We start from the raw sequence: 18,335 nt of genomic DNA, 5'->3' as shown, positions 1-18,335 counted from the left end.
CCCCGTTGTCCGCCCGGTAGAACAACAGCTCCCGACCGACCGGCACGATGTGCGTCCAGTGCGGGGACAGTTTTCCGTCCGCCAGGCCGGTGAAGATGCCGTTGGTGCCGAGTCTTCCTGTCGCGATCAGGCCGTCGTCGGCCCGGTAGAAGAGAAGTTCCCTGGACATGCGTCCTCCTCAGTCGCAGGGACCGGGGCCATCGCGTCCTTCGGGTGCGCGCGGCCGCCGTCGGGCCGGTCCCTCGCCGACCAGCCCCTTCCACGCTACGCGCACCAACCTCCGTGTGTCACCGGCTACTTCGGTGCCGCCCCGGCGATCACGGAGCGCATCGAGGGTGACTTCGCGTCACCGGCCCGGGCAGCCGGCCCGCACATCACGAGGTGCGGGCCGGCCGGCGCGGCGCCGTCGGTCAGGAGGAGGCCCACCAGGTCGAGGGCGTCGCGACCGTGTAACCCAGCGACTCGTACAGCGGCCTGCCGAGCTTCGAGGCGGTGAGGGTGGCGGGCAGCTCTGCCAGGTGGGCGAGGGCGCCGAGCATGACGGCCCGGCCCACGCCGCGCGAGCGGAACGCCGAGGACGTGCTGATCCAGTAGTGGCTGCCGACGCCGTCGGCCAGGACGCTGACGCCGGCGCCAGCGGTCTCGCCGTCGATCGAGGCGATGAAGACGTCCACGCCCGGCTGTTCGATCAGCGCCGGAGGGAAGAGCTCGCCGGGGCGGTAGGGCTGGAACCCGTCCAGTTCGAAGCCCTCGATCACGACCTGCTCGGCCGTCCGCAGGTCCTCGGGCCGCCGCACCCGGATCACGTCCAGGGCCGGTTCGGCGACGGGCCCGGGCAGGCGCAGCATGATCGGCATCTGCCAGTTGCGCAGGCCCAGGTGGCCCAGGTCGGTCGAGCTGAACGGATCCTCGACGTAGGCCGTCCCCGTGGCCCCGCGGACCAGCTCGCCCACCTCGGCCAGTTCGCCCGGGGCGAGGTCGGGTTCCTGGATCAGGATCCGCAGGCCCGCGCGCTCGTCACCGTCGACGGCGACGAACCCGCGGCGCCGGATCACCTCGTGCCCCCGGCTCCGGCCGGTCGCGGTCCAGAAGGCGGCGGAGTTGCGGGCCTGGCTCGTCGGTGCTTCGGCGAGGGACATGGGCTGGTCGGTCGAAGTGGCTCCTGTTGTCATTGTGCCTACGGTAGTACGGGATTGACCGACCATAGGGGCCGATTCCCCGCGAGCGGACTGGGCCACCGCAGGGGCCGCGGACGACGGCGGGCCCGGACACTCGGGTGTCCGGGCCCGTTCGACGGCGGTCCGTCAGTGCGCGGCGGCCTCCCAGTCGGGGCCGACGCCGACCGAGACATCCAGCGGGGCGCGCAGCGGGTAGGCGCCCGCCATCTGCTCCCGGACGACGGCCTCGACCTGCTCGCGCTCCCCCGGCGTCAGCTCCAGGACGATTTCGTCGTGGACCTGGAGCAGCATCCGGGAGGTGAGGCCGGCCGCGCGCAGCGCCTCGTCCACCCGGAGCATGGCGATCTTGACGATGTCGGCGGCGGAGCCCTGGATCGGGGCGTTGAGGGCCATCCGCTCGGCCATCTCGCGGCGCTGGCGGTTGTCGCTGTTGAGGTCCGGCAGGTAGCGGCGGCGGCCGAGCAGGGTCTCGGTGTACCCCGTCGCACGGGCCTCGTCGACGACCCGGCGCAGGTAGTCCCGCACCCCGCCGAAGCGCTCGAAGTAGGTGTCCATCAGGCCCTGCGCCTCGGCGGGCTTGATGCCGAGCTGCTGCGAGAGCCCGTACGCGGACAGCCCGTACGCCAGGCCGTAGGACATCGCCTTGATCTTGCGACGCATCTCGGCGTCGACCGCGGTGCCCGGGACCTCGAAGACCTGGGAGGCGACGGTGGTGTGCAGGTCCTCGCCGGAGGCGAAGGCCTCGATCAGCGCCTCGTCCTCGGACAGGTGCGCCATGATCCGCAGCTCGATCTGGGAGTAGTCGGCGGTGAGCAGCGACTCGTAGCCCTCGCCGACGACGAAGGCGCGGCGGATGGCGCGGCCCTCCTCGGTGCGGACCGGGATGTTCTGCAGGTTCGGGTCCTGCGAGGAGAGCCGGCCGGTGGCGGCGACCATCTGGTTGAAGGTGGTGTGGATCCGGCCCTTGGGCGAGACGGTCTTGAGCAGGCCCTCGACGGTGGTGCGCAGCTTGGCCTGGTCGCGGTGGCGCAGCAGGATGACCGGCAGCTCGTTGTCGGTCTGGCCGGCGAGCCAGGTGAGCGCGTCGGCGTCGGTGGTGTAGCCGGTCTTGATCTTCTTGGTCTTGGGGAGCGCGAGCTCGCCGAAGAGGATCTCCTGGAGCTGCTTGGGCGAGCCGAGGTTGAACTCGTGCCCGGCGGCGGCGTGCGCCTCCTCGACGCAGCGCTGGATCTCGGCGGCGAACTGCGTCTCCAGCGTGGTGAGCCAGGCGCGGTCGGCGGCGATGCCGTAGCGCTCCATGCGGGCGAGCAGGGCGGCGATGGGCAGTTCCATGTCGCGCAGCAGCTCGGTGGCGCCGACCTCGGCGAGGCGGGTGTCGAAGAGCGCGGCGAGGTCGAGCACGGCGCGGGCCTGCAGCATCAGCGACTGGGCGGCGGAGGTCTCGTCCTCGTCGGGTGCGTCGAAGGCGAGTTGGCCGCTCTCGGCGGCGGGGGCCGGGGTGAGCGAGCGGGCGAGGTACTCCTCGGCGAGCACCTCCAGGGTGAAGGTGCGGCGGCCGGGCTTCTCCAGGTAGGCGGCGAGCGCGGTGTCGGCGACGACGCCCTCGATGGTCCAGCCGCGCTCGGCGAAGGCGCGCATGACCTGCTTGGCGATGTGCAGGGCCTTGGGGGCGGCCGGGTCGGCGAGCCAGCCGGCGAAGGCGCGCTCGTCCTCCTCGGCGAGCAGCGCCGGGTCGAACCAGGCGGCGTTCTCCCCTGCGGCGAGGGCGACTTCGGTGACCTCGCCGGTGCCGAGCGCCCACTGGTAGACGGCGGCGAGGGCGACCGTGGTCTTGCCGTCGGAGGCGTGCTCGCGCAGCCAGGCGGCCAGGGTGCCCGGGTCGGTGAGCAGTTCGCCATCGACCTCGACGCCGGGGGCGAGCTCGGCCTCCGCCGCGGCCTCGCCGGCGGCCGGGTCGATGCCGTAGACGCGGTCGCGGAAGTTGGCGTTGCGGAACTCCAGCGACTCCATCAGGGTGCCGACGGCGGCCTTGTCGAACGCCGCGCGGGCCAGGTCGGCGACGCCGAGCGGGAGTTCGACGTCGCGGACCAGCTCGGTGAGGACGCGGTTGCGCTTGACCGAGTCGAGGTTGTCGCGCAGCTTCTCGCCGATCTTGCCCTTCACCTCGTCGGCGCGGGAGACGAGTTCGTCGAAGGAGCCGAACTGGTTGACCCACTTGGCGGCGGTCTTCTCGCCGACGCCGGGGATGCCGGGCAGGTTGTCGGACGGGTCGCCGCGCAGCGCGGCGAGGTCCGGGTACTGGCGCGGGGTGACGCCGTACTTCTCGGTGACCTTCTCCGGGGTGAAGCGGGTGAGCTCGGAGACGCCCTTGGTCGGGTAGAGGACGGTGACGTGGTCGGTGACCAGCTGGAGCGAGTCGCGGTCGCCGGTGACGATGTCGACGTCGTAGCCGGCCGCCTCGGCGGCGGTGGCCAGGGTGGCGATGATGTCGTCGGCCTCGAAGCCCTCGACCGTCAGCCGGGGGATGTTCATGGCGTCGAGCAGCTCGCCGATCAGGCCGACCTGGCTCTTGAACTCGTCCGGCGTCTTGGCGCGGTTGGCCTTGTAGTCGGGGAACTCGACGGAGCGGAACGTCTGCCGGGAGAGGTCGAAGGCGACGGCGAGGTGGGTGGGCTGCTCGTCACGGACGGTGTTGGCGAGCATCGACGCGAAGCCGTAGACCGCGTTGGTGGGCTGCCCGGTGGAGGTGTTGAAGTTCTCCACGGGCAGGGCGTAGAAGGCCCGGTAGGCCATCGAGTGCCCGTCGAGCAGCATCAGCCGGGGCCGCGGGCCGGCCCCGCCGCCACCCGTCGCGCCCTTGTCCGTACTCTGCGTAGCCACGTCAACGTCCCGTTCCTGCCGATTCCACTACCGGCCACCGATCCTATGGCCCGGCACTGACAAAAGGGACGCCGCGCCGGTTCGACCGCAGCTGCTACGCGCGAGTAGGACGGTCGTACGATCACAGGCAGCAGCACCGATCAGCAGCACCCGTGATCCCCCGAGCGGCAGGAGTTCCCCCATGGCCGATGCGGCCCCCGGCACCGCCCCCCTCCTCAACGTCCCGCAGGAGGTGCTGGACCACTTCGCCAAGCTCGGCGTCAGCCCGGAGACCTTCTCCGGCGGCCACCTCGGCGAGAAGCTCGGCATCCGGATCGTCGAGGCCTCCGGCGACCGCGTGGTCGGCACCATGCCGGTGGAGGGCAACCAGCAGCCGTACGGGCTGCTGCACGGCGGCGCGTCGGCGGCGCTGGCCGAGACGCTGGGCTCGATCGGGGCGATGCTGCACGCCGGCCCCGGCCGGTACGCGGTCGGCGTGGACCTCAACGCGACCCACCACCGCTCGGCGACCTCCGGCCTGGTCACCGGGGTGGCGACGGCCGTCTTCAAGGGGCGCACCGCCGCCACCTACGAGATCGCGATCACCGACGACACCGGAAAGCGGGTCACCAGCTGCCGGCTGACCTGCATGCTGCGCGACCTCTGACCCCGACGAGCCGGACCGCTCCGATGACCCGATGACCCCGATGCCCCCGACGACTCCGACGACTCCGACGGGAAGCACACCGCAGCCGTAACGTCCGTACCGCTGCGGGAAGTTCAGTCAAGACGACATCAAGTCCCTTTAGCGCCACCTTGTTTGACCATCCGCCACCCTGGGCAGGCGTTGGTCTGAACAAGGGGGCGTTTCGCATGTCCGGCGGGGGGTTGCCGCGACCCTCACGCCCGTAACGCTGCGTAACAAGCAGGAAATCCGAGCACATACCGGATCCGAGACCTGCCGCCCGCCCCGGGGCAGTTCGACCGCGCCCGCTTCGTCCGAAATCCGGACACTCAAGGCCGAAACCTGGGAATCGGACTTGACTGTCCGATTATCGGGGATGCCAGCTGCAACCCCTATTTCTGGCCCTTACATCGCTTTACCAGCGTGTAAACACCGGGAAGCACCGGATCGGTCGAGTCGAAAAGACCACATGCTGAGACAACTGCTACGTGTGCTCATAACAAGAGAATCACAGCCTGCTCTGAGCACTGCCGGAGCCCGCCCAACCACATCTAGAGTCACGGCCAGTCACCGCGCCATTCGATTGGGCCCGGCCCTCCGCGCACCCGGCTCCCGCCACTCCGGCGCGGGCGCCTCCTGAACCGAAGGGGACCCTCGTGCGTCACCGTTCTGCAATTGTCGTGAGCATTGCCGTGATCGGCGCCCTCAGCCTCAGCGCCTGTGGCTCCCGCGGTTCGAAGTCCGGCGACGGCGCCGGCGGCAAGGACAACAGCGCCTCCACCACCGTCGTCATCGGCGTCGACGCCCCGCTCACCGGCGACCTCTCCGCCCTCGGCCTCGGCATCCGCAACTCCGTGGACCTCGCCGTCAAGAAGGCCAACGAGAGCAACGAGGTCCCCGGCATCAAGTTCGAGGTCAAGGCCCTCGACGACACCGGCAAGCCCGCCCCCGGCCAGCAGAACGCCACCCAGCTGGTCGGCGATTCCAAGGTCCTCGGCGTCGTCGGCCCGCTCAACTCCAGCGTGGCACAGTCGATGCAGCAGATCTTCGACGACGCGAAGCTGGTCGAGGTCTCCCCCGCCAACACCGGCGTCGCCCTCAGCCAGGGCGAGAAGTGGGCCAGCGGCGAGAAGAAGCGCCCCTTTGCGTCCTACTTCCGCACCGCCACCACCGACGCCGTCCAGGGCCCGTTCGCCGCCCAGTTCCTCTACAGCGACGCGAAGAAGACCAAGGTCTTCCTCATCGACGACCAGAAGACCTACGGCGCCGGCCTCGCCGCCACCTTCAAGGGCGAGTTCACCAAGCTCGGCGGCACCATCGCCGGCGAGGAGCACGTCAACCCCGACGACCGCGACTTCGCCGCCATCGTCACCAAGGTCAAGGCCTCCGGCGCCGAAGCCGTCTACTACGGCGGCGAGTACCCCGCCGCCGGCCCGCTCTCCCTCCAGCTCAAGGACGCCGGCGTCACCATCCCGCTGATGGGCGGCGACGGCATGCAGAGCGGCGACTACATCAAGCTGAACCCGAAGAGCCCGGGCGACTTCGCCACCGCCGTCGGCCTGCCCGTCGAGACCCTCGACACCGCCAAGAAGTACATCGCCGACTACAAGGCGGCCGGCTACAAGGACGCCTACGAGACCTACGGCGGCTACTCCTACGACAGCGCCTGGGCCATCATCCAGGGCGTCAAGCAGGCCGCGAAGGACAGCAACGGCAAGGCCCCGACCCGCCAGGCCGTCCGCGACGCCGTCCAGAAGGTCTCCTTCGACGGCGTGACCGGCAAGGTCTCCTTCGACGACTTCGGCGACACCACCAACAAGCAGCTCACCGTCTACGTCGTCAAGGACGGCAAGTGGGCCGTGGAGAAGTCCGGCACCTACAAGGGCTGACAGCCCGCCCCAAGGGCCGGCACCCCTGCACCAGGGCCGACACCCCACCCCAGGGGCTGACGCCCCACCTCAGGGACTGACGCCCCGTCAACCCCGCCCCACCGGAACCACCACAGCGCGCGGGGGCGCCACGAGTGCCCCCGCGCGCCCCCACATCCACCACCCACGCGGACACCCCCGAACGCACTACGGAGGCCCAGCGGTGCACGACCTACCGCAGCAGCTGGCCAACGGCCTGATCCTCGGCGCCCTCTACGGACTCGTCGCGATCGGCTACACGATGGTCTACGGCATCGTCCAGCTCATCAACTTCGCCCACGGCGAGATCGTCATGGTCGGCGGCTTCGGCGCCCTGACCGCCTACCTCGCCCTCCCCGGCGGCATCACCCTCTGGCTGGCCCTACCGCTGATGCTGATCACCGGCATCCTGGTCTCCACCCTCACCGCCGTCGCCGCCGAGCGCTTCGCCTACCGCCCCCTGCGCAACGCGCCCCGGCTCGCCCCCCTGATCACCGCGATCGGGCTCTCCATCCTGCTCCAGCAGCTCGTCTTCTCCTTCTACCCCGACGCCAAGAAGGCCCGGGTCTTCCCCAAGATCCCCGGCGACCCCTTCAGCCTCGGCTCCGTCACCATCCAGCGCAGCGACCTCTTCCTGATCATCGCCGCCCCCCTGTGCATGCTCGCCCTCGGCTGGTTCGTCACCCGCACCCGCTCCGGCCGCGCCATGCAGGCCACCAGCCAGGACCCGGACACCGCCAAGCTGATGGGCATCGACACCGACCGCATCATCGTCATGGCCTTCGCCATCGGCGCCGCGTTCGCCGCCGTCGCCGCCGTCGCCTACGGCCTGCGCAGCGGACAGGTCGACTTCCGGATGGGCTTCATCCTCGGCCTCAAGGCCTTCACCGCCGCCGTCCTCGGCGGCATCGGCAACATCTACGGCGCCATGCTCGGCGGCCTCGCCCTCGGCCTCGCCGAAGCCCTCGCCACCGGCTACATCCAGCACCTGCCCGGCATGCACCTCTTCGGAGGCGGCGCCTGGAAGGACGTCTGGGCCTTCGTACTCCTCATCCTCGTGCTCCTCGTCCGGCCCCAAGGCCTGCTCGGCGAGCGCGTCGCGGACAGGGCGTGACCACCATGACCACCACGACCACCGAGACCACCCCGGTCATCCCCCTGCCGACCCGCGCCGCCGCGGCCCTCTGCGGCCTCGGTGCCCTCGCCACCGCCGCCTCCGCCGCCATGGCCTGGACCTGGACCGACGAGTTCCCCGGCGACCTCACCTACTACGGCTCCCCCGCCGGCCTCCAGTGGCTCGCCCTCACCGCCGGCATCCTCACCCTCCTCCTGCTGCTCGGCGCCCAGGGCGTCCCCGGCCTGCGCTGGGCCGTCCCCGCCCGCAACAACAACGCCGTCCTGTACGCCGCCACCGGCGCCCTCGCGATCGCCGCCTACTCCGTCACCTCGATCTCCGTCGAGCTCAACCCCGGCGGCCTCGTCAACCTCGAGCCCGGCGGCTGGGTCCTCGCCGCCGGCGGCCTGCTCAGCGTCCTCGGCGCCCTCGGCCTCCCGCTCGACCGCCGCACCGCCGTCCCCCTGCGCATCATCGACAAGCGCCTCTTCCTGCTCGTCCCCGCCGCCCCCCTGGTCTGGATCGGCGCCCACGCCGTCCCCGACGACAAGCCCGTCGCGCCCGTCCTGACCGCCCTCGCCGGTGGCGTCGCCATCGCGACCGGCGCCGTCCTGCTGCTCCAGCTCGGCCACCTCGCCAACACCTGGCTGCGCCTCGGCCGCACCGAGCGCCCGCTCGACGCGCCGCGCGCCCTCCCCTCCTGGGTCGAGGTCCTGATCATCGTCGTCGCCTTCGGGCTCGGCCTGTTCACGATCACCTTCGGCATCGACACCGAGTACGGCGAACTCTTCACCGGCTTCCTGCTGTTCGCCGGCCTCGCCGCCGCCGCGCTCGCCAAGGCCGGCCTGATCGCCCGACTGCGCGCCCTGACCGTCAAGCACCGCCCGGTCACCACCGGCGCGGCCTTCGCCGCCGCCGCCAGCTTCCCCTTCACCCAGAGCAGCGACCAGTACACCTCGGTCGCCACCAACATCCTGATCTTCGCCACCGTCGCCCTCGGCCTCAACATCGTCGTCGGCCTCGCCGGCCTGCTCGACCTCGGGTACGTCGCCTTCCTCGGCGTCGGCGCCTACGCCGCCGCCCTGGTCTCCGGCTCCCCCGCCTCGCCCATCCACGTCCAGTTCCCGTTCTGGGCCGCGATGCTCACCGGCGCCGCCGTCTCCATGGTCTTCGGCGTCCTGATCGGCGCCCCCACCCTGCGGCTGCGCGGCGACTACCTCGCCATCGTCACCCTCGGCTTCGGCGAGATCTTCCGCATCACCATGCTCAACCTCAACGGCACCACCGGCCCCAAGGTCACCAACGGCTCCAACGGCATCCCGCGGATCCCCGACCTGGAGATCCTCGGCTTCGACCTCGGCAAGACCCACACCGTCGCCGGCATCGAACTCGGCCGCTTCTCCAACTACTACCTGCTGATGCTCCTGGTCACCGCCCTGGTCGTGCTCGTCTTCGCCCGGGTCGGCAACTCCCGCATCGGCCGCGCCTGGGTCGCCATCCGCGAGGACGAGACCGCCGCCGAGGCCATGGGCATCAACGGCTTCCGCCTCAAGCTCCTCGCCTTCGCCCTCGGCGCCTGCCTCGCCGGCCTCGCCGGGACCGTCCAGGCCCACGTCAGCTACACCGTCACCCCCGACCAGTACACCTTCGCCGAGGCCCTCCCGCCCAACTCCGCCTTCCTGCTCGCCGCCGTCATCCTCGGCGGCATGGGCACCATCAGCGGCCCGCTGGCCGGCGCCACCCTCCTCTTCCTCATCCCGAAGAAGCTCGAGTTCCTCGCCGACTACCAGCTCCTCGCCTTCGGCATCGCCCTCATCGTCCTGATGCGCGTCCGCCCCGAGGGCCTCATCCCCAACCGCCGCCAACAGCTGGAGTTCCACGAGGCCGCCATCCCGGCCCAGCCCACCGGCGAGCCGACCGCACTCACCAAGGCAGGGGCGTGACCGACCCGATGACCACCACCGCCGCACCCCTGCTCGAAGTCACCGGCGTCACCATGCGCTTCGGCGGCCTCACCGCCGTCAACGACGTCTCCCTCACCGTCGGCGAGGGCGAGATCATCGGCCTCATCGGCCCCAACGGCGCCGGCAAGACCACCTTCTTCAACTGCCTCACCGGCCTGTACGTCCCCACCGAAGGCGCCGTCCGCTACCGCGACGTCCTCCTGCCCCCCAAGCCCCACCTGGTCACCCAGGCCGGCATCGCCCGCACCTTCCAGAACATCCGGCTCTTCGCCAACATGACCGTCCTCGAGAACGTCCTCGTCGGCCGGCACACCCGCACCAAGGAAGGCATCTTCTCCGCCATCCTCCGCGGCCCCGGCTACCACCGCGCGGAAGCCGAGAGCCGCGAGAAGGCCATGGAACTCCTGCAGTTCACCGGCCTCGCCGACAAGGCCGACCACCTCGCCCGCAACCTCCCGTACGGCGAGCAGCGCAAGCTGGAGATCGCCCGCGCGCTCGCCTCCGACCCCGGCCTGCTGCTCCTCGACGAGCCCACCGCCGGCATGAACCCCCAGGAGACCCGCGCCGCCGAGGAACTCGTCTTCGCCATCCGCGACAAGGGCATCTCCATCCTCGTCATCGAGCACGACATGCGCTTCATCTTCAACCTCTGCGACCGCACCGCCGTGCTCGTCCAGGGCCAGAAGATCGTCGAGGGCGACCGCGAGACCGTCCAGAACGACGAGCGCGTCATCACCGCCTACCTCGGCGCCCCGCTCGAAGGGACCGCCCCCGCAGCACCGGAGGACACCAAGTGACCGCGCTCCTCGAGGTCGAGGACCTCCGCGTCGCCTACGGCAAGATCGAAGCCGTCAAGGGCATCAGCTTCACCGTCGAACAGGGCGAGGTCACCACCCTCATCGGCACCAACGGCGCCGGCAAGACCACCACCCTGCGCACCCTGTCCGGCCTCCTCAAGCCCACCGCCGGACGCATCACCTTCGACGGCCAGGACCTGTCCACCGTCCCCGCCCACAAGATCGTCTCGCTCGGCCTCGCCCACTCCCCCGAAGGCCGGCACATCTTCCCCCGCATGACCATCGAGGAGAACCTCCTCCTCGGCGCCTTCCTGCGCACCGACACCGCCGGCATCGCCGCCGACGTCGAGCGGTCGTACTCGCTGTTCCCCATCCTCGGCGAACGCCGCAAGCAGGCCGCGGGAACGCTCTCCGGCGGCGAGCAGCAGATGCTCGCCATGGGCCGGGCACTGATGTCCCAGCCCAAACTGCTCATGCTGGACGAGCCCTCCATGGGCCTCTCCCCGCTGATGATGCAGAAGATCATGGCGACCATCATCGAGCTCAAGGCCTCCGGCACGACCATCCTGCTGGTCGAGCAGAACGCCCAGGCGGCGCTGTCGCTGTCCGACCGGGGCTACGTCATGGAGACCGGCCGCATCGTCCTCTCCGGGACGGGCGCCGACCTCCTCCACGACGAGTCCGTCCGCAAGGCCTACCTCGGCGAGGACTGAGCCCGTACGCACGAAGGGCCCGGCGGAAGAATCCGCCGGGCCCTTCGTCATGTCCCTACTACTCGGACTTGCCCTCTTCCGCCTTCTTGCGGTCCTGGGCCTCGCCCTCCTCGATGACCGCCTCGGCCACCGCGGCCATCGTCATCCGCCGGTCCATCGACGTCTTCTGGATCCACCGGAACGCGGCGGGCTCGTTCAGCCCGAACTTCGTCTGCAGCACGCCCTTCGCCCGGTCCACCAGCTTCCGGGTCTCCAGCCGCTGGGTGAGATCCCCGATCTCCTTCTCCAGCGCCCGCATCTCGGTGTACCGCGACACCGCCATCTCGATCGCCGGCACCAGGTCCGACTTCGAGAACGGCTTGACGATGTACGCCATCGCGCCCGCGTCCCGCGCCCGGTCCACCAGCTCCCGCTGCGAGAACGCCGTCAGCATCAGAACCGGAGCCAGGTGCTTCTCGTGGATCTGCTCGGCGGCGGACAGCCCGTCCAGGACCGGCATCTTCACGTCGAAGATCGCCAGATCCGGCTTCAGCTCCTCCACGAGCTTCACCGCCGTCTCCCCGTCCCCCGCTTCGCCGACGACGGTGTACCCCTCCTCCTCGAGCATCTCCTTGAGGTCGAGGCGGATCAGCGCCTCGTCCTCGGCGATCACGATCCGGGTGATCTGGGGCGTATCGGTCTCAAGCGGCTGTGCCTGCTCGTCGGCGGTGCTCACTGGGCTCCTCGTTCCGGCGGGGTACTGCATGCACGAGGGTACCTAGCTGCGCCGGACAGTGCTCACAGGGTATCCTTCACGGGCGCGAACTTGCCGGGTTGGTGGAAGGGCAGACACGATCGCCTCAAAAGCGATTGCCTGAAAGGGCGTGTGGGTTCGAATCCCACACTCGGCACCGAGGCTTTCCTCATATTCCCAGGTTTCGGGAAATTCACCTCTTCCAGTGGACTGTGCCCAAAGCGTCCACGCATGCCTTGACGCGCCTCACTCTGGCGCCCATGACCACTCTTTCTGTGCGCGAACAGGCTGTCCACCTCCTCCGACGAGGCCTCAGCAATGCCGAGGTGGCCCGCCGCCTTCGCGTCCCGAAGGGCACAGTCTCATGGTGGAAGCACCAAGACCTCGCCAAGCGCAACAAGCTCCCTGGCCGCAAGCGCTCCGCGTGCCTGCACTGCTACGGCGACGAGCTGAACCGCCCTGCCTACGCCTACCTCCTTGGCCTGTACCTCGGCGACGGCCACATCCTGCTTCCTAACGAGTACCGCAGGACCCAGAGTCTCCAGATCACCTGCGACGACAAGTGGCCAGGCGTCATGGATTCCGTCGAACAGGCCATACGCCAGGTCCTCCCCAACAACAAGCCTTGCCGGGTTCGGCGCACCGGATGCCACGACATAAAGGTCTATTCGAACCATCTGACCTGCCACTTCCCACAGCACGGCCCCGGCAAGAAGCACGAGCGCGCCATAGCCCTGGAGCCCTGGCAGCAGGAGATCGTCGACGCCCACCCGTGGGAGTTCTTGCGCGGCCTGATCCACTCCGACGGCTGCCGCATCACCAACTGGGCCACCCGTACCGTCGGTGGCGTCCAGAAGCGCTACGAGTACCCGCGGTACTTCTTCACCAACACCTCGACCGACATCATCGGCCTCTTCACGGCCACCCTTGATGCCGTCGGCGTCCGATGGAAGGCTGCTTCACGCGCTACCGGCGCCACCAACATCTCCATCGCCCGCAAGGACTCGGTCGCCCTCATGGACGCCCACATCGGCCCCAAGTACTGACAGCGGCGCGACCCCTCGGAGGGGCCGCGCCGCCGATGGGACCTCAGACGTCCAACGTCCCCACGTGGTGGACGCGGACGAGGTTGGTGGAGCCGGCGAGGCCGGGGGGTGAGCCGGCGGTGATGACGACGATGTCGCCCTTCTGGCAGCGGCCCAGGGACAGCAGGGCCGCGTCGACCTGTTCGACCATCTGGTCGGTGGTCGGGGCGAACGGGCCGAGGAAGGTCTCCACGCCCCAGGTGAGGGCGAGTTGGCTGCGCACGGCCGGTTCGTAGGTGAAGGCGAGCACGGGGATGGGTGAGCGGTAGCGGGTCAGACGGCGGGCGGTGTCGCCGGACTGGGTGAAGGCGATCAGGTACTTGGCGTGCAGGAAGTCGCCGATCTCGGCGGCCGCGCGGGCGACGGCGCCGCCCTGGGTGCGCGGCTTGCTGCCGGTGGTGAGCGGGGGGAGCCCGGCGGCGAGGATGTCGTTCTCAGCCGCCTCGATGATCCGGCTCATGGTCTTGACCGTCTCGACGGGGTACTTGCCCACCGAGGTCTCGCCGGAGAGCATCACGGCGTCCGTCCCGTCGAGGACGGCGTTGGCGACGTCGGAGGCTTCGGCCCGGGTGGGCCGGGAGGCGTTGATCATCGAGTCGAGCATCTGGGTCGCGACGATGACCGGTTTGGCGTTGCGGCGGGCGAGTTTGATGGCGCGCTTCTGGACCAGCGGGACCTGTTCGAGGGGCATCTCCACGCCCAGGTCGCCGCGGGCCACCATGATGCCGTCGAAGGCGTCCACGACGGAGTCGAGGTTCTCCACCGCCTGCGGCTTCTCGATCTTGGCGATGACCGGGACGTACCGCCCCTCCTCCGCCATGATCCGGTGGACGTCCTCGATGTCGCGTCCGCTCCGCACGAAGGAGAGCGCGACCAGGTCGGCTCCGGTGCGCAGCGCCCACCGCAGGTCGGCGACGTCCTTGTCGCTGAGTGCGGGGACGGAGACGGCGACGCCGGGGAGGTTGAGGCCCTTGTGGTCGGAGACCAGGCCGCCTTCGATGACGAGGCACCGCACCCGGGGGCCGTCGACGGCGACGACTTCGAGGGTGACCCGGCCGTCGTCGACGAGGATGCGTTCGCCGCGGCTGACGTCGCCGGCGAGTCCGGCGTAGGTGGTTCCGCAGAGGTCCTTGTCTCCCACGACGCCCTTGTCGGTGGAGATGGTGAACTCGTCGCCGCGTTCGAGAAGTACCGGCCCGTGGGCGAAGGTGTCGAGGCGGATCTTCGGGCCTTGAAGGTCGGCGAGGACGCCGACGCTCCGGCCGGTCTCGTCGGCGGCCTTGCGGACGCGGCGGTAGCGTTCTTCGTGCTCGGCGTGCGAGCCGTGGCTGAGGTTGAAGCGGGCGATGTCCATCCCGGCGTCGACCAGGGATTTGATCTGGTCGTACGAGTCGGTGGCGGGCCCGAGAGTGCAGACGATTTTTGCTCGGCGCATAGTGCTGAGAGTAGGCATTACCGGCGCGTAACCACGAGGCGGGTCCGGTCTGCGGGATGGCCTTTGGCGGAAGGCGAGTTGAACAATCTGACACATCCTCGGGCGGGTGTGCGAGCGCCGTCTTCCGAGGTCTTTCGGAAGTGCCCGCGACGGGTCGGTCGATGCGATTCCGTGAAGGGGTGTTCACCCGTCGTTCATCGTCGCTTCCGTTACCGCTCCCCGCCCGGCGGGACGCTCGTCACCCCCGGGTGACGCCCCGGGGGTTCCGGGTATCCACCCGGACGACGTAGACGACGCGGACGAAGTCGCGTACGAGGGGGAGGCGTTCGGCATGAGACGCGCTCTGGGGATGGTGGCGGCCCTGGCTCTGCTGGGCGGGGTGGCCTTTGCGCTGATCCCCGACGACAGGAAGGATCCCGACCCGGTCACCGTCAGTGGCCTGATCGGGTCCGAGAAGCGCGATTTCTTCGACAACCCGGACGTCAAGGCCGAGTTGAAGAAGCAGGGCCTGGTGGTGAAAGCGGAGCCGACCGGCTCGTGGACGATGGCCGAGCAGGCGAGGAACAGCCCGGACCTGGACTTCGCGTTCCCGGCGAGCAGCGCGCCCGCGCTGGACATCCAGCGGGACTGGAAGCTGAAGGACTCGCCGCGGGTGCAGTTCTACTCCCCGCTGGTGATCGTCACCCACGAGCCGGTGGCGCAGGTGCTGAAGGACGACCAGCTCGCCGACCGGAGCGACGCGGGCGTCTGGACGTTCCGGATGGACAAGTACGTGGCCGCGCTGAAGCAGGGCGGCCAGAGGTGGAAGGACCTGCCGGGCACGGCCGGGCATCCGGAGCTGGACGGCCTGATGTACGTGTCCACCACGGATCCGGACAGCTCGTCCTCGGGCGCCCTGTACCTGGCGATCCTGTCCTACCTGGCGAACGGCAACCAGGTGGTGTCGGACGACGCGGGCGTCAGCGCCGTCCGGGACGTCCTGTACACCGCGAACCGGGTGCAGGGCCTGCAGAAGGTCAGCAGCGACGGTCCGTTCCGCGAGTTCGGCGCGGGGGTCAACACGCTGGTCTTCGCGTACGAGTCGCAGGCCGCCGCGCTGCCGCTGCAGGGCAAGCCGACCGGCGACATGGTGGTGATGTACCCGACCACCACGATCAAGACGGACCACACCCTGGTGGCCCGGACGGACAACGGCCGCAAGCTCGCCGACGCGCTGGTGAACGACCCGGAGCTGCGCAGGCTGGAGGCCCGGTTCGGCCTGCGTCCGGACGCCGAGCCGGGACTCTTCTGGGACCTGGTGAAGGACCGGCAGCAGCCGCGCTTCGTCCCCGATGTGCGCAACGCGGGCCTGGCCCTGGCCCCGGTGCCCTCGCTGGACAACATGCAGAAGCTGATCCTCGCGGCGAAGGGCGGGAGCCCGAAGTGAACCTCCGTACGAAGCGCCGCGGCCGGCTCGCCGTGGCCCTGGTGGCCGCGCTCGCGGCGGTGACGGCCTGCACCTCCGCCGGTGACGACTCCGGCCCGAAGCCCACCGACCCGCCCGCCGAGACCGCCCGCCCCGGGGTGCTGCGCGTCCTGGCGGGCAGCGAACTGCAGGATCTGGCACCGGTGTTGGAGGATGCCCGGAAGGCCACCGGGGTGACGGTGCAGTTCTCCTGGACCGGCACCTTGGACGGCGCGGACGCGGTGTCCGCGGGCCGGACGGACGGCAAGTACGACGCGGTGTGGTTCCCGTCGAACCAGTACCTGCGGCTGGATCCGGTCGGGAAGTCGAAGGTGCTCTCCGAGACGCCGGTGGCGGTCTCGCCGGTGGCGATCGGGGTGCGCTCCTCGGTGCTCGGCGAGCTGGGCTGGGGCGACGGCTCGAAGGTCACCTGGGCGCAGGTCGGCGACGCCGCCGCGGCCGGCAAGCTGACGTACGGGATGGCCGATCCCTCGCGTTCCAACTCCGGCTTCTCCACGCTGGTGGCGGTCGCCTCGGCGTTCTCCGGGGCGGACGGGGCGCTGGCCGAGGCGGACGTGCAGAAGGCGACGCCGCAGCTGAAGCAGTTCTTCACCGGCCAGAAGCTGACCTCCGGCTCCTCCGGCTGGCTGGCGCAGGCGTACACCCGGGCCGAGTCGGGCGTGGTGGGCGCGCTGGTGAACTACGAGTCGGTGCTGCTGTCGCTGAACAAGACGCTGCCGCCGCAGCAGCAGCTGACGGTGGTGCGCCCGGTGGACGGCGTGGTGTCGGCGGACTACCCGCTGTCGCTGCTGTCCTCGGCCGCTCCGGACCAGCGCGACGCCTTCCAGCGGCTGACCTCGTACCTGCTCAAGGACGAGGTGCAGAAGCGCATCTCGGAGACGACGCTGCGTCGCCCCGCGACCTCGGGCGCGACCCCGGCCGCCGGGCTGCCGACGGACCGCCGCCGGGAGCTGCCGTTCCCGGGCACCCGGGTGGTCGCGGACGGTCTGCTGACCGCGTACCAGAACGACCTGCGCCGCCCGTCCCGGACGGTGTACGTGCTGGACACCTCGGGCTCGATGGAGGGTTCGCGGATCGCGGCGCTGAAGACCGCGCTGGGCCGGCTGACCGGGGCGGACGACACCCGCGGGGTGCGCCGCTTCCGCAACCGCGAGGAGGTCACGCTGCTGTCCTTCGCCTCCTCGGTGAAGTGGTCCAGGACGCACGTGGTGCCGGCCACCGGGAGCCGACCCGGGCCGCAGGAGGAGCTGGCGGCGATCAACGCGGACGTGCAGTCGCTGGCGGCCGCGGGCGGGACGGCGGTGTACGGCTCGCTGGAGGAGGCGTACCGGGTGATCGAGCGCCAGCAGGCGGCGGCGAACGACGACCGGTTCACCTCGATCGTGCTGATGACGGACGGGGAGAGCAACTCCGGTCCGACGGACTCCGATTTCAAGCGCTTCCACGACGCGCTGCCGGCCTGGGAGAAGTCCATCCCGGTGTTCCCGATCAAGTTCGGCGAGGCGGCGGTGAGCCAGCTGCAGGGGATCGCGGACGTCAGCGGCGGCAAGCTGTTCGACGGCTCGGGCTCGCTGGACGGGGCGTTCGAGGAGATCCGTGGCTACCAGTGACGGGCCCGGCGACGGGTTCGGCCGACGGGCGCTGTGCTACCTGGAGTCGGCCAGGAACCTGGCCGGCTGCGCGGGCGGTGCCGTCGGGCTGGGGCTGCACTTCGCCGGGCTCGGCGGGAGCCTGTGGCCGGGCGTGGTCGCCGGGCTGTACGGGGCGGGCGCGCTGCTGGCGCCCGCCCGCAAGCCCGACACGACCGGGCACCCGCCACCACCCCCGGAGCCGGACCCGGCCCCGGACCTGTCGGCACCGGACCCGCTGACACCGGATCCGCTGACACCGGATCCGCCGGCACCGGGCCCCGGAACGGGCTCGCGGTCCGCTGCGGTGTCGACGTCCGGAGCGGTGTCGGCATCCTCGCGGGTGTCGGTCTCCGGGCCCCCGCCGCCGCCCCCGCCCGACCCCGAGCTGGAGGAGCTGGCCGCCTACCTGGCCTCCGTCCCCCTGCCGCCCTCCGCCGGGGTGGACGGCCTGCTGGCCGCGCTGCGCGAGGCCGGTCCGGGCCCGGCGGCGGAGCGGATCGTCCGGCACCGGCTGCCGCTCGCGGTGGCGGGCTACCTGCGGGCGCTGACCTGGCAGCCGTGGGCGGGGCCGGACGCCCCGGACCCGGCGGCCGAGCTGAGCCGAGAGGTGGTCCTGCTGACCGCCGAGCTGGCCTGACCCGAGGTCCGGCCCGGGGTCTGACGCGGGGTCCGGACCCGGGTCAGGCCCCGCCCTGAGACCGGGGGTCAGGCCGGGTCAGCCCCAGGTCAGGCCCCGGGCCGGCCCCGATCCACCCCCCTACCACCTCCG

General features: G+C 70.5%; 14 protein-coding genes and 1 tRNA gene. 11 read left to right on the top strand and 4 right to left on the bottom strand.

Annotated elements, in window-relative coordinates; all coding sequences use genetic code 11:
- Window positions 1–410: 410 nt before the first annotated feature.
- On the bottom strand, window positions 411–1,172 hold the full coding sequence (locus ACZ3TI_RS15000; protein ID WP_465726613.1) for a GNAT family N-acetyltransferase: 762 nt from the start codon (window positions 1,170–1,172) through the stop codon (window positions 411–413).
- 132 nt (window positions 1,173–1,304) lie between these two features.
- The gene (gene polA, locus ACZ3TI_RS14995; RefSeq protein WP_465726833.1) at window positions 1,305–3,992 is read right to left on the bottom strand and encodes a DNA polymerase I; all 2,688 of its coding nucleotides are present in this window, start codon (window positions 3,990–3,992) and stop codon (window positions 1,305–1,307) included.
- A gap of 247 nt (window positions 3,993–4,239) precedes the next feature.
- On the opposite strand from polA, the gene ACZ3TI_RS14990 reads away from it, so the two are divergent.
- From ACZ3TI_RS14990 to ACZ3TI_RS14965, 6 genes are all read left to right on the top strand, one after another.
- Window positions 4,240–4,704 (top strand): PaaI family thioesterase, encoded by a 465-nt coding sequence (locus ACZ3TI_RS14990; protein WP_465726612.1) that lies wholly within the window; start codon window positions 4,240–4,242, stop codon window positions 4,702–4,704.
- A 674-nt stretch (window positions 4,705–5,378) separates the two neighbouring features.
- A complete protein-coding gene (locus ACZ3TI_RS14985) occupies window positions 5,379–6,611 on the top strand; it encodes a branched-chain amino acid ABC transporter substrate-binding protein (RefSeq protein ID WP_465726611.1) in 1,233 nt (410 codons plus the stop codon).
- Between the two features lie 202 nt (window positions 6,612–6,813).
- Window positions 6,814–7,743 (top strand): branched-chain amino acid ABC transporter permease, encoded by a 930-nt coding sequence (locus ACZ3TI_RS14980; protein WP_465726610.1) that lies wholly within the window; start codon window positions 6,814–6,816, stop codon window positions 7,741–7,743.
- A 5-nt stretch (window positions 7,744–7,748) separates the two neighbouring features.
- The gene (locus tag ACZ3TI_RS14975; protein WP_465726609.1) at window positions 7,749–9,686 is read left to right on the top strand and encodes a branched-chain amino acid ABC transporter permease; all 1,938 of its coding nucleotides are present in this window, start codon (window positions 7,749–7,751) and stop codon (window positions 9,684–9,686) included.
- An 8-nt stretch (window positions 9,687–9,694) separates the two neighbouring features.
- The gene (locus ACZ3TI_RS14970; protein WP_465726832.1) at window positions 9,695–10,504 is read left to right on the top strand and encodes an ABC transporter ATP-binding protein; all 810 of its coding nucleotides are present in this window, start codon (window positions 9,695–9,697) and stop codon (window positions 10,502–10,504) included.
- Window positions 10,501–11,217, top strand: a complete 717-nt coding sequence (locus ACZ3TI_RS14965; RefSeq protein ID WP_465726608.1) for an ABC transporter ATP-binding protein — start codon at window positions 10,501–10,503, stop codon at window positions 11,215–11,217. The genes ACZ3TI_RS14970 and ACZ3TI_RS14965 overlap by 4 nt, the downstream gene beginning before the upstream one ends.
- A gap of 58 nt (window positions 11,218–11,275) precedes the next feature.
- Here the strand turns inward: ACZ3TI_RS14965 and ACZ3TI_RS14960 are convergent, their stop codons facing one another.
- The gene (locus ACZ3TI_RS14960; RefSeq protein ID WP_465726607.1) at window positions 11,276–11,932 is read right to left on the bottom strand and encodes an ANTAR domain-containing response regulator; all 657 of its coding nucleotides are present in this window, start codon (window positions 11,930–11,932) and stop codon (window positions 11,276–11,278) included.
- A 92-nt stretch (window positions 11,933–12,024) separates the two neighbouring features.
- Here ACZ3TI_RS14960 and ACZ3TI_RS14955 point away from each other — a divergent pair.
- A tRNA-Leu gene (locus ACZ3TI_RS14955) sits at window positions 12,025–12,107 on the top strand.
- A 103-nt stretch (window positions 12,108–12,210) separates the two neighbouring features.
- On the top strand, window positions 12,211–12,996 hold the full coding sequence (locus tag ACZ3TI_RS14950) for a helix-turn-helix domain-containing protein (RefSeq protein WP_465726606.1): 786 nt from the start codon (window positions 12,211–12,213) through the stop codon (window positions 12,994–12,996).
- Between the two features lie 43 nt (window positions 12,997–13,039).
- Here the strand turns inward: ACZ3TI_RS14950 and pyk are convergent, their stop codons facing one another.
- Complete coding sequence (pyk, locus tag ACZ3TI_RS14945; RefSeq protein ID WP_465726605.1) at window positions 13,040–14,470, bottom strand: pyruvate kinase; 1,431 nt, start codon at window positions 14,468–14,470, stop codon at window positions 13,040–13,042.
- A 331-nt stretch (window positions 14,471–14,801) separates the two neighbouring features.
- Here pyk and ACZ3TI_RS14940 point away from each other — a divergent pair, with 331 nt between their 5' ends.
- From ACZ3TI_RS14940 to ACZ3TI_RS14930, 3 genes are read left to right on the top strand one after another with little or no spacing between them, the layout of a single operon-like run.
- Window positions 14,802–15,896 carry a substrate-binding domain-containing protein gene (locus tag ACZ3TI_RS14940; RefSeq protein WP_465726604.1) on the top strand — a complete coding sequence of 365 codons (1,095 nt, stop codon included), beginning with the start codon at window positions 14,802–14,804 and terminating at the stop codon, window positions 15,894–15,896.
- Window positions 15,893–17,545 carry an extracellular solute-binding protein gene (locus tag ACZ3TI_RS14935; protein ID WP_465726603.1) on the top strand — a complete coding sequence of 551 codons (1,653 nt, stop codon included), beginning with the start codon at window positions 15,893–15,895 and terminating at the stop codon, window positions 17,543–17,545. Before ACZ3TI_RS14940 ends, ACZ3TI_RS14935 begins: the two co-directional genes overlap by 4 nt.
- A complete protein-coding gene (locus ACZ3TI_RS14930) occupies window positions 17,532–18,203 on the top strand; it encodes a hypothetical protein (protein WP_465726602.1) in 672 nt (223 codons plus the stop codon). Before ACZ3TI_RS14935 ends, ACZ3TI_RS14930 begins: the two co-directional genes overlap by 14 nt.
- Window positions 18,204–18,335 lie beyond the last annotated feature (132 nt).

Source organism: Kitasatospora sp. NPDC023120, assembly GCF_055560835.1.
Note: the sequence above shows the minus strand (reverse complement) of the source record. Positions and strands in the feature narration are given on the sequence as shown.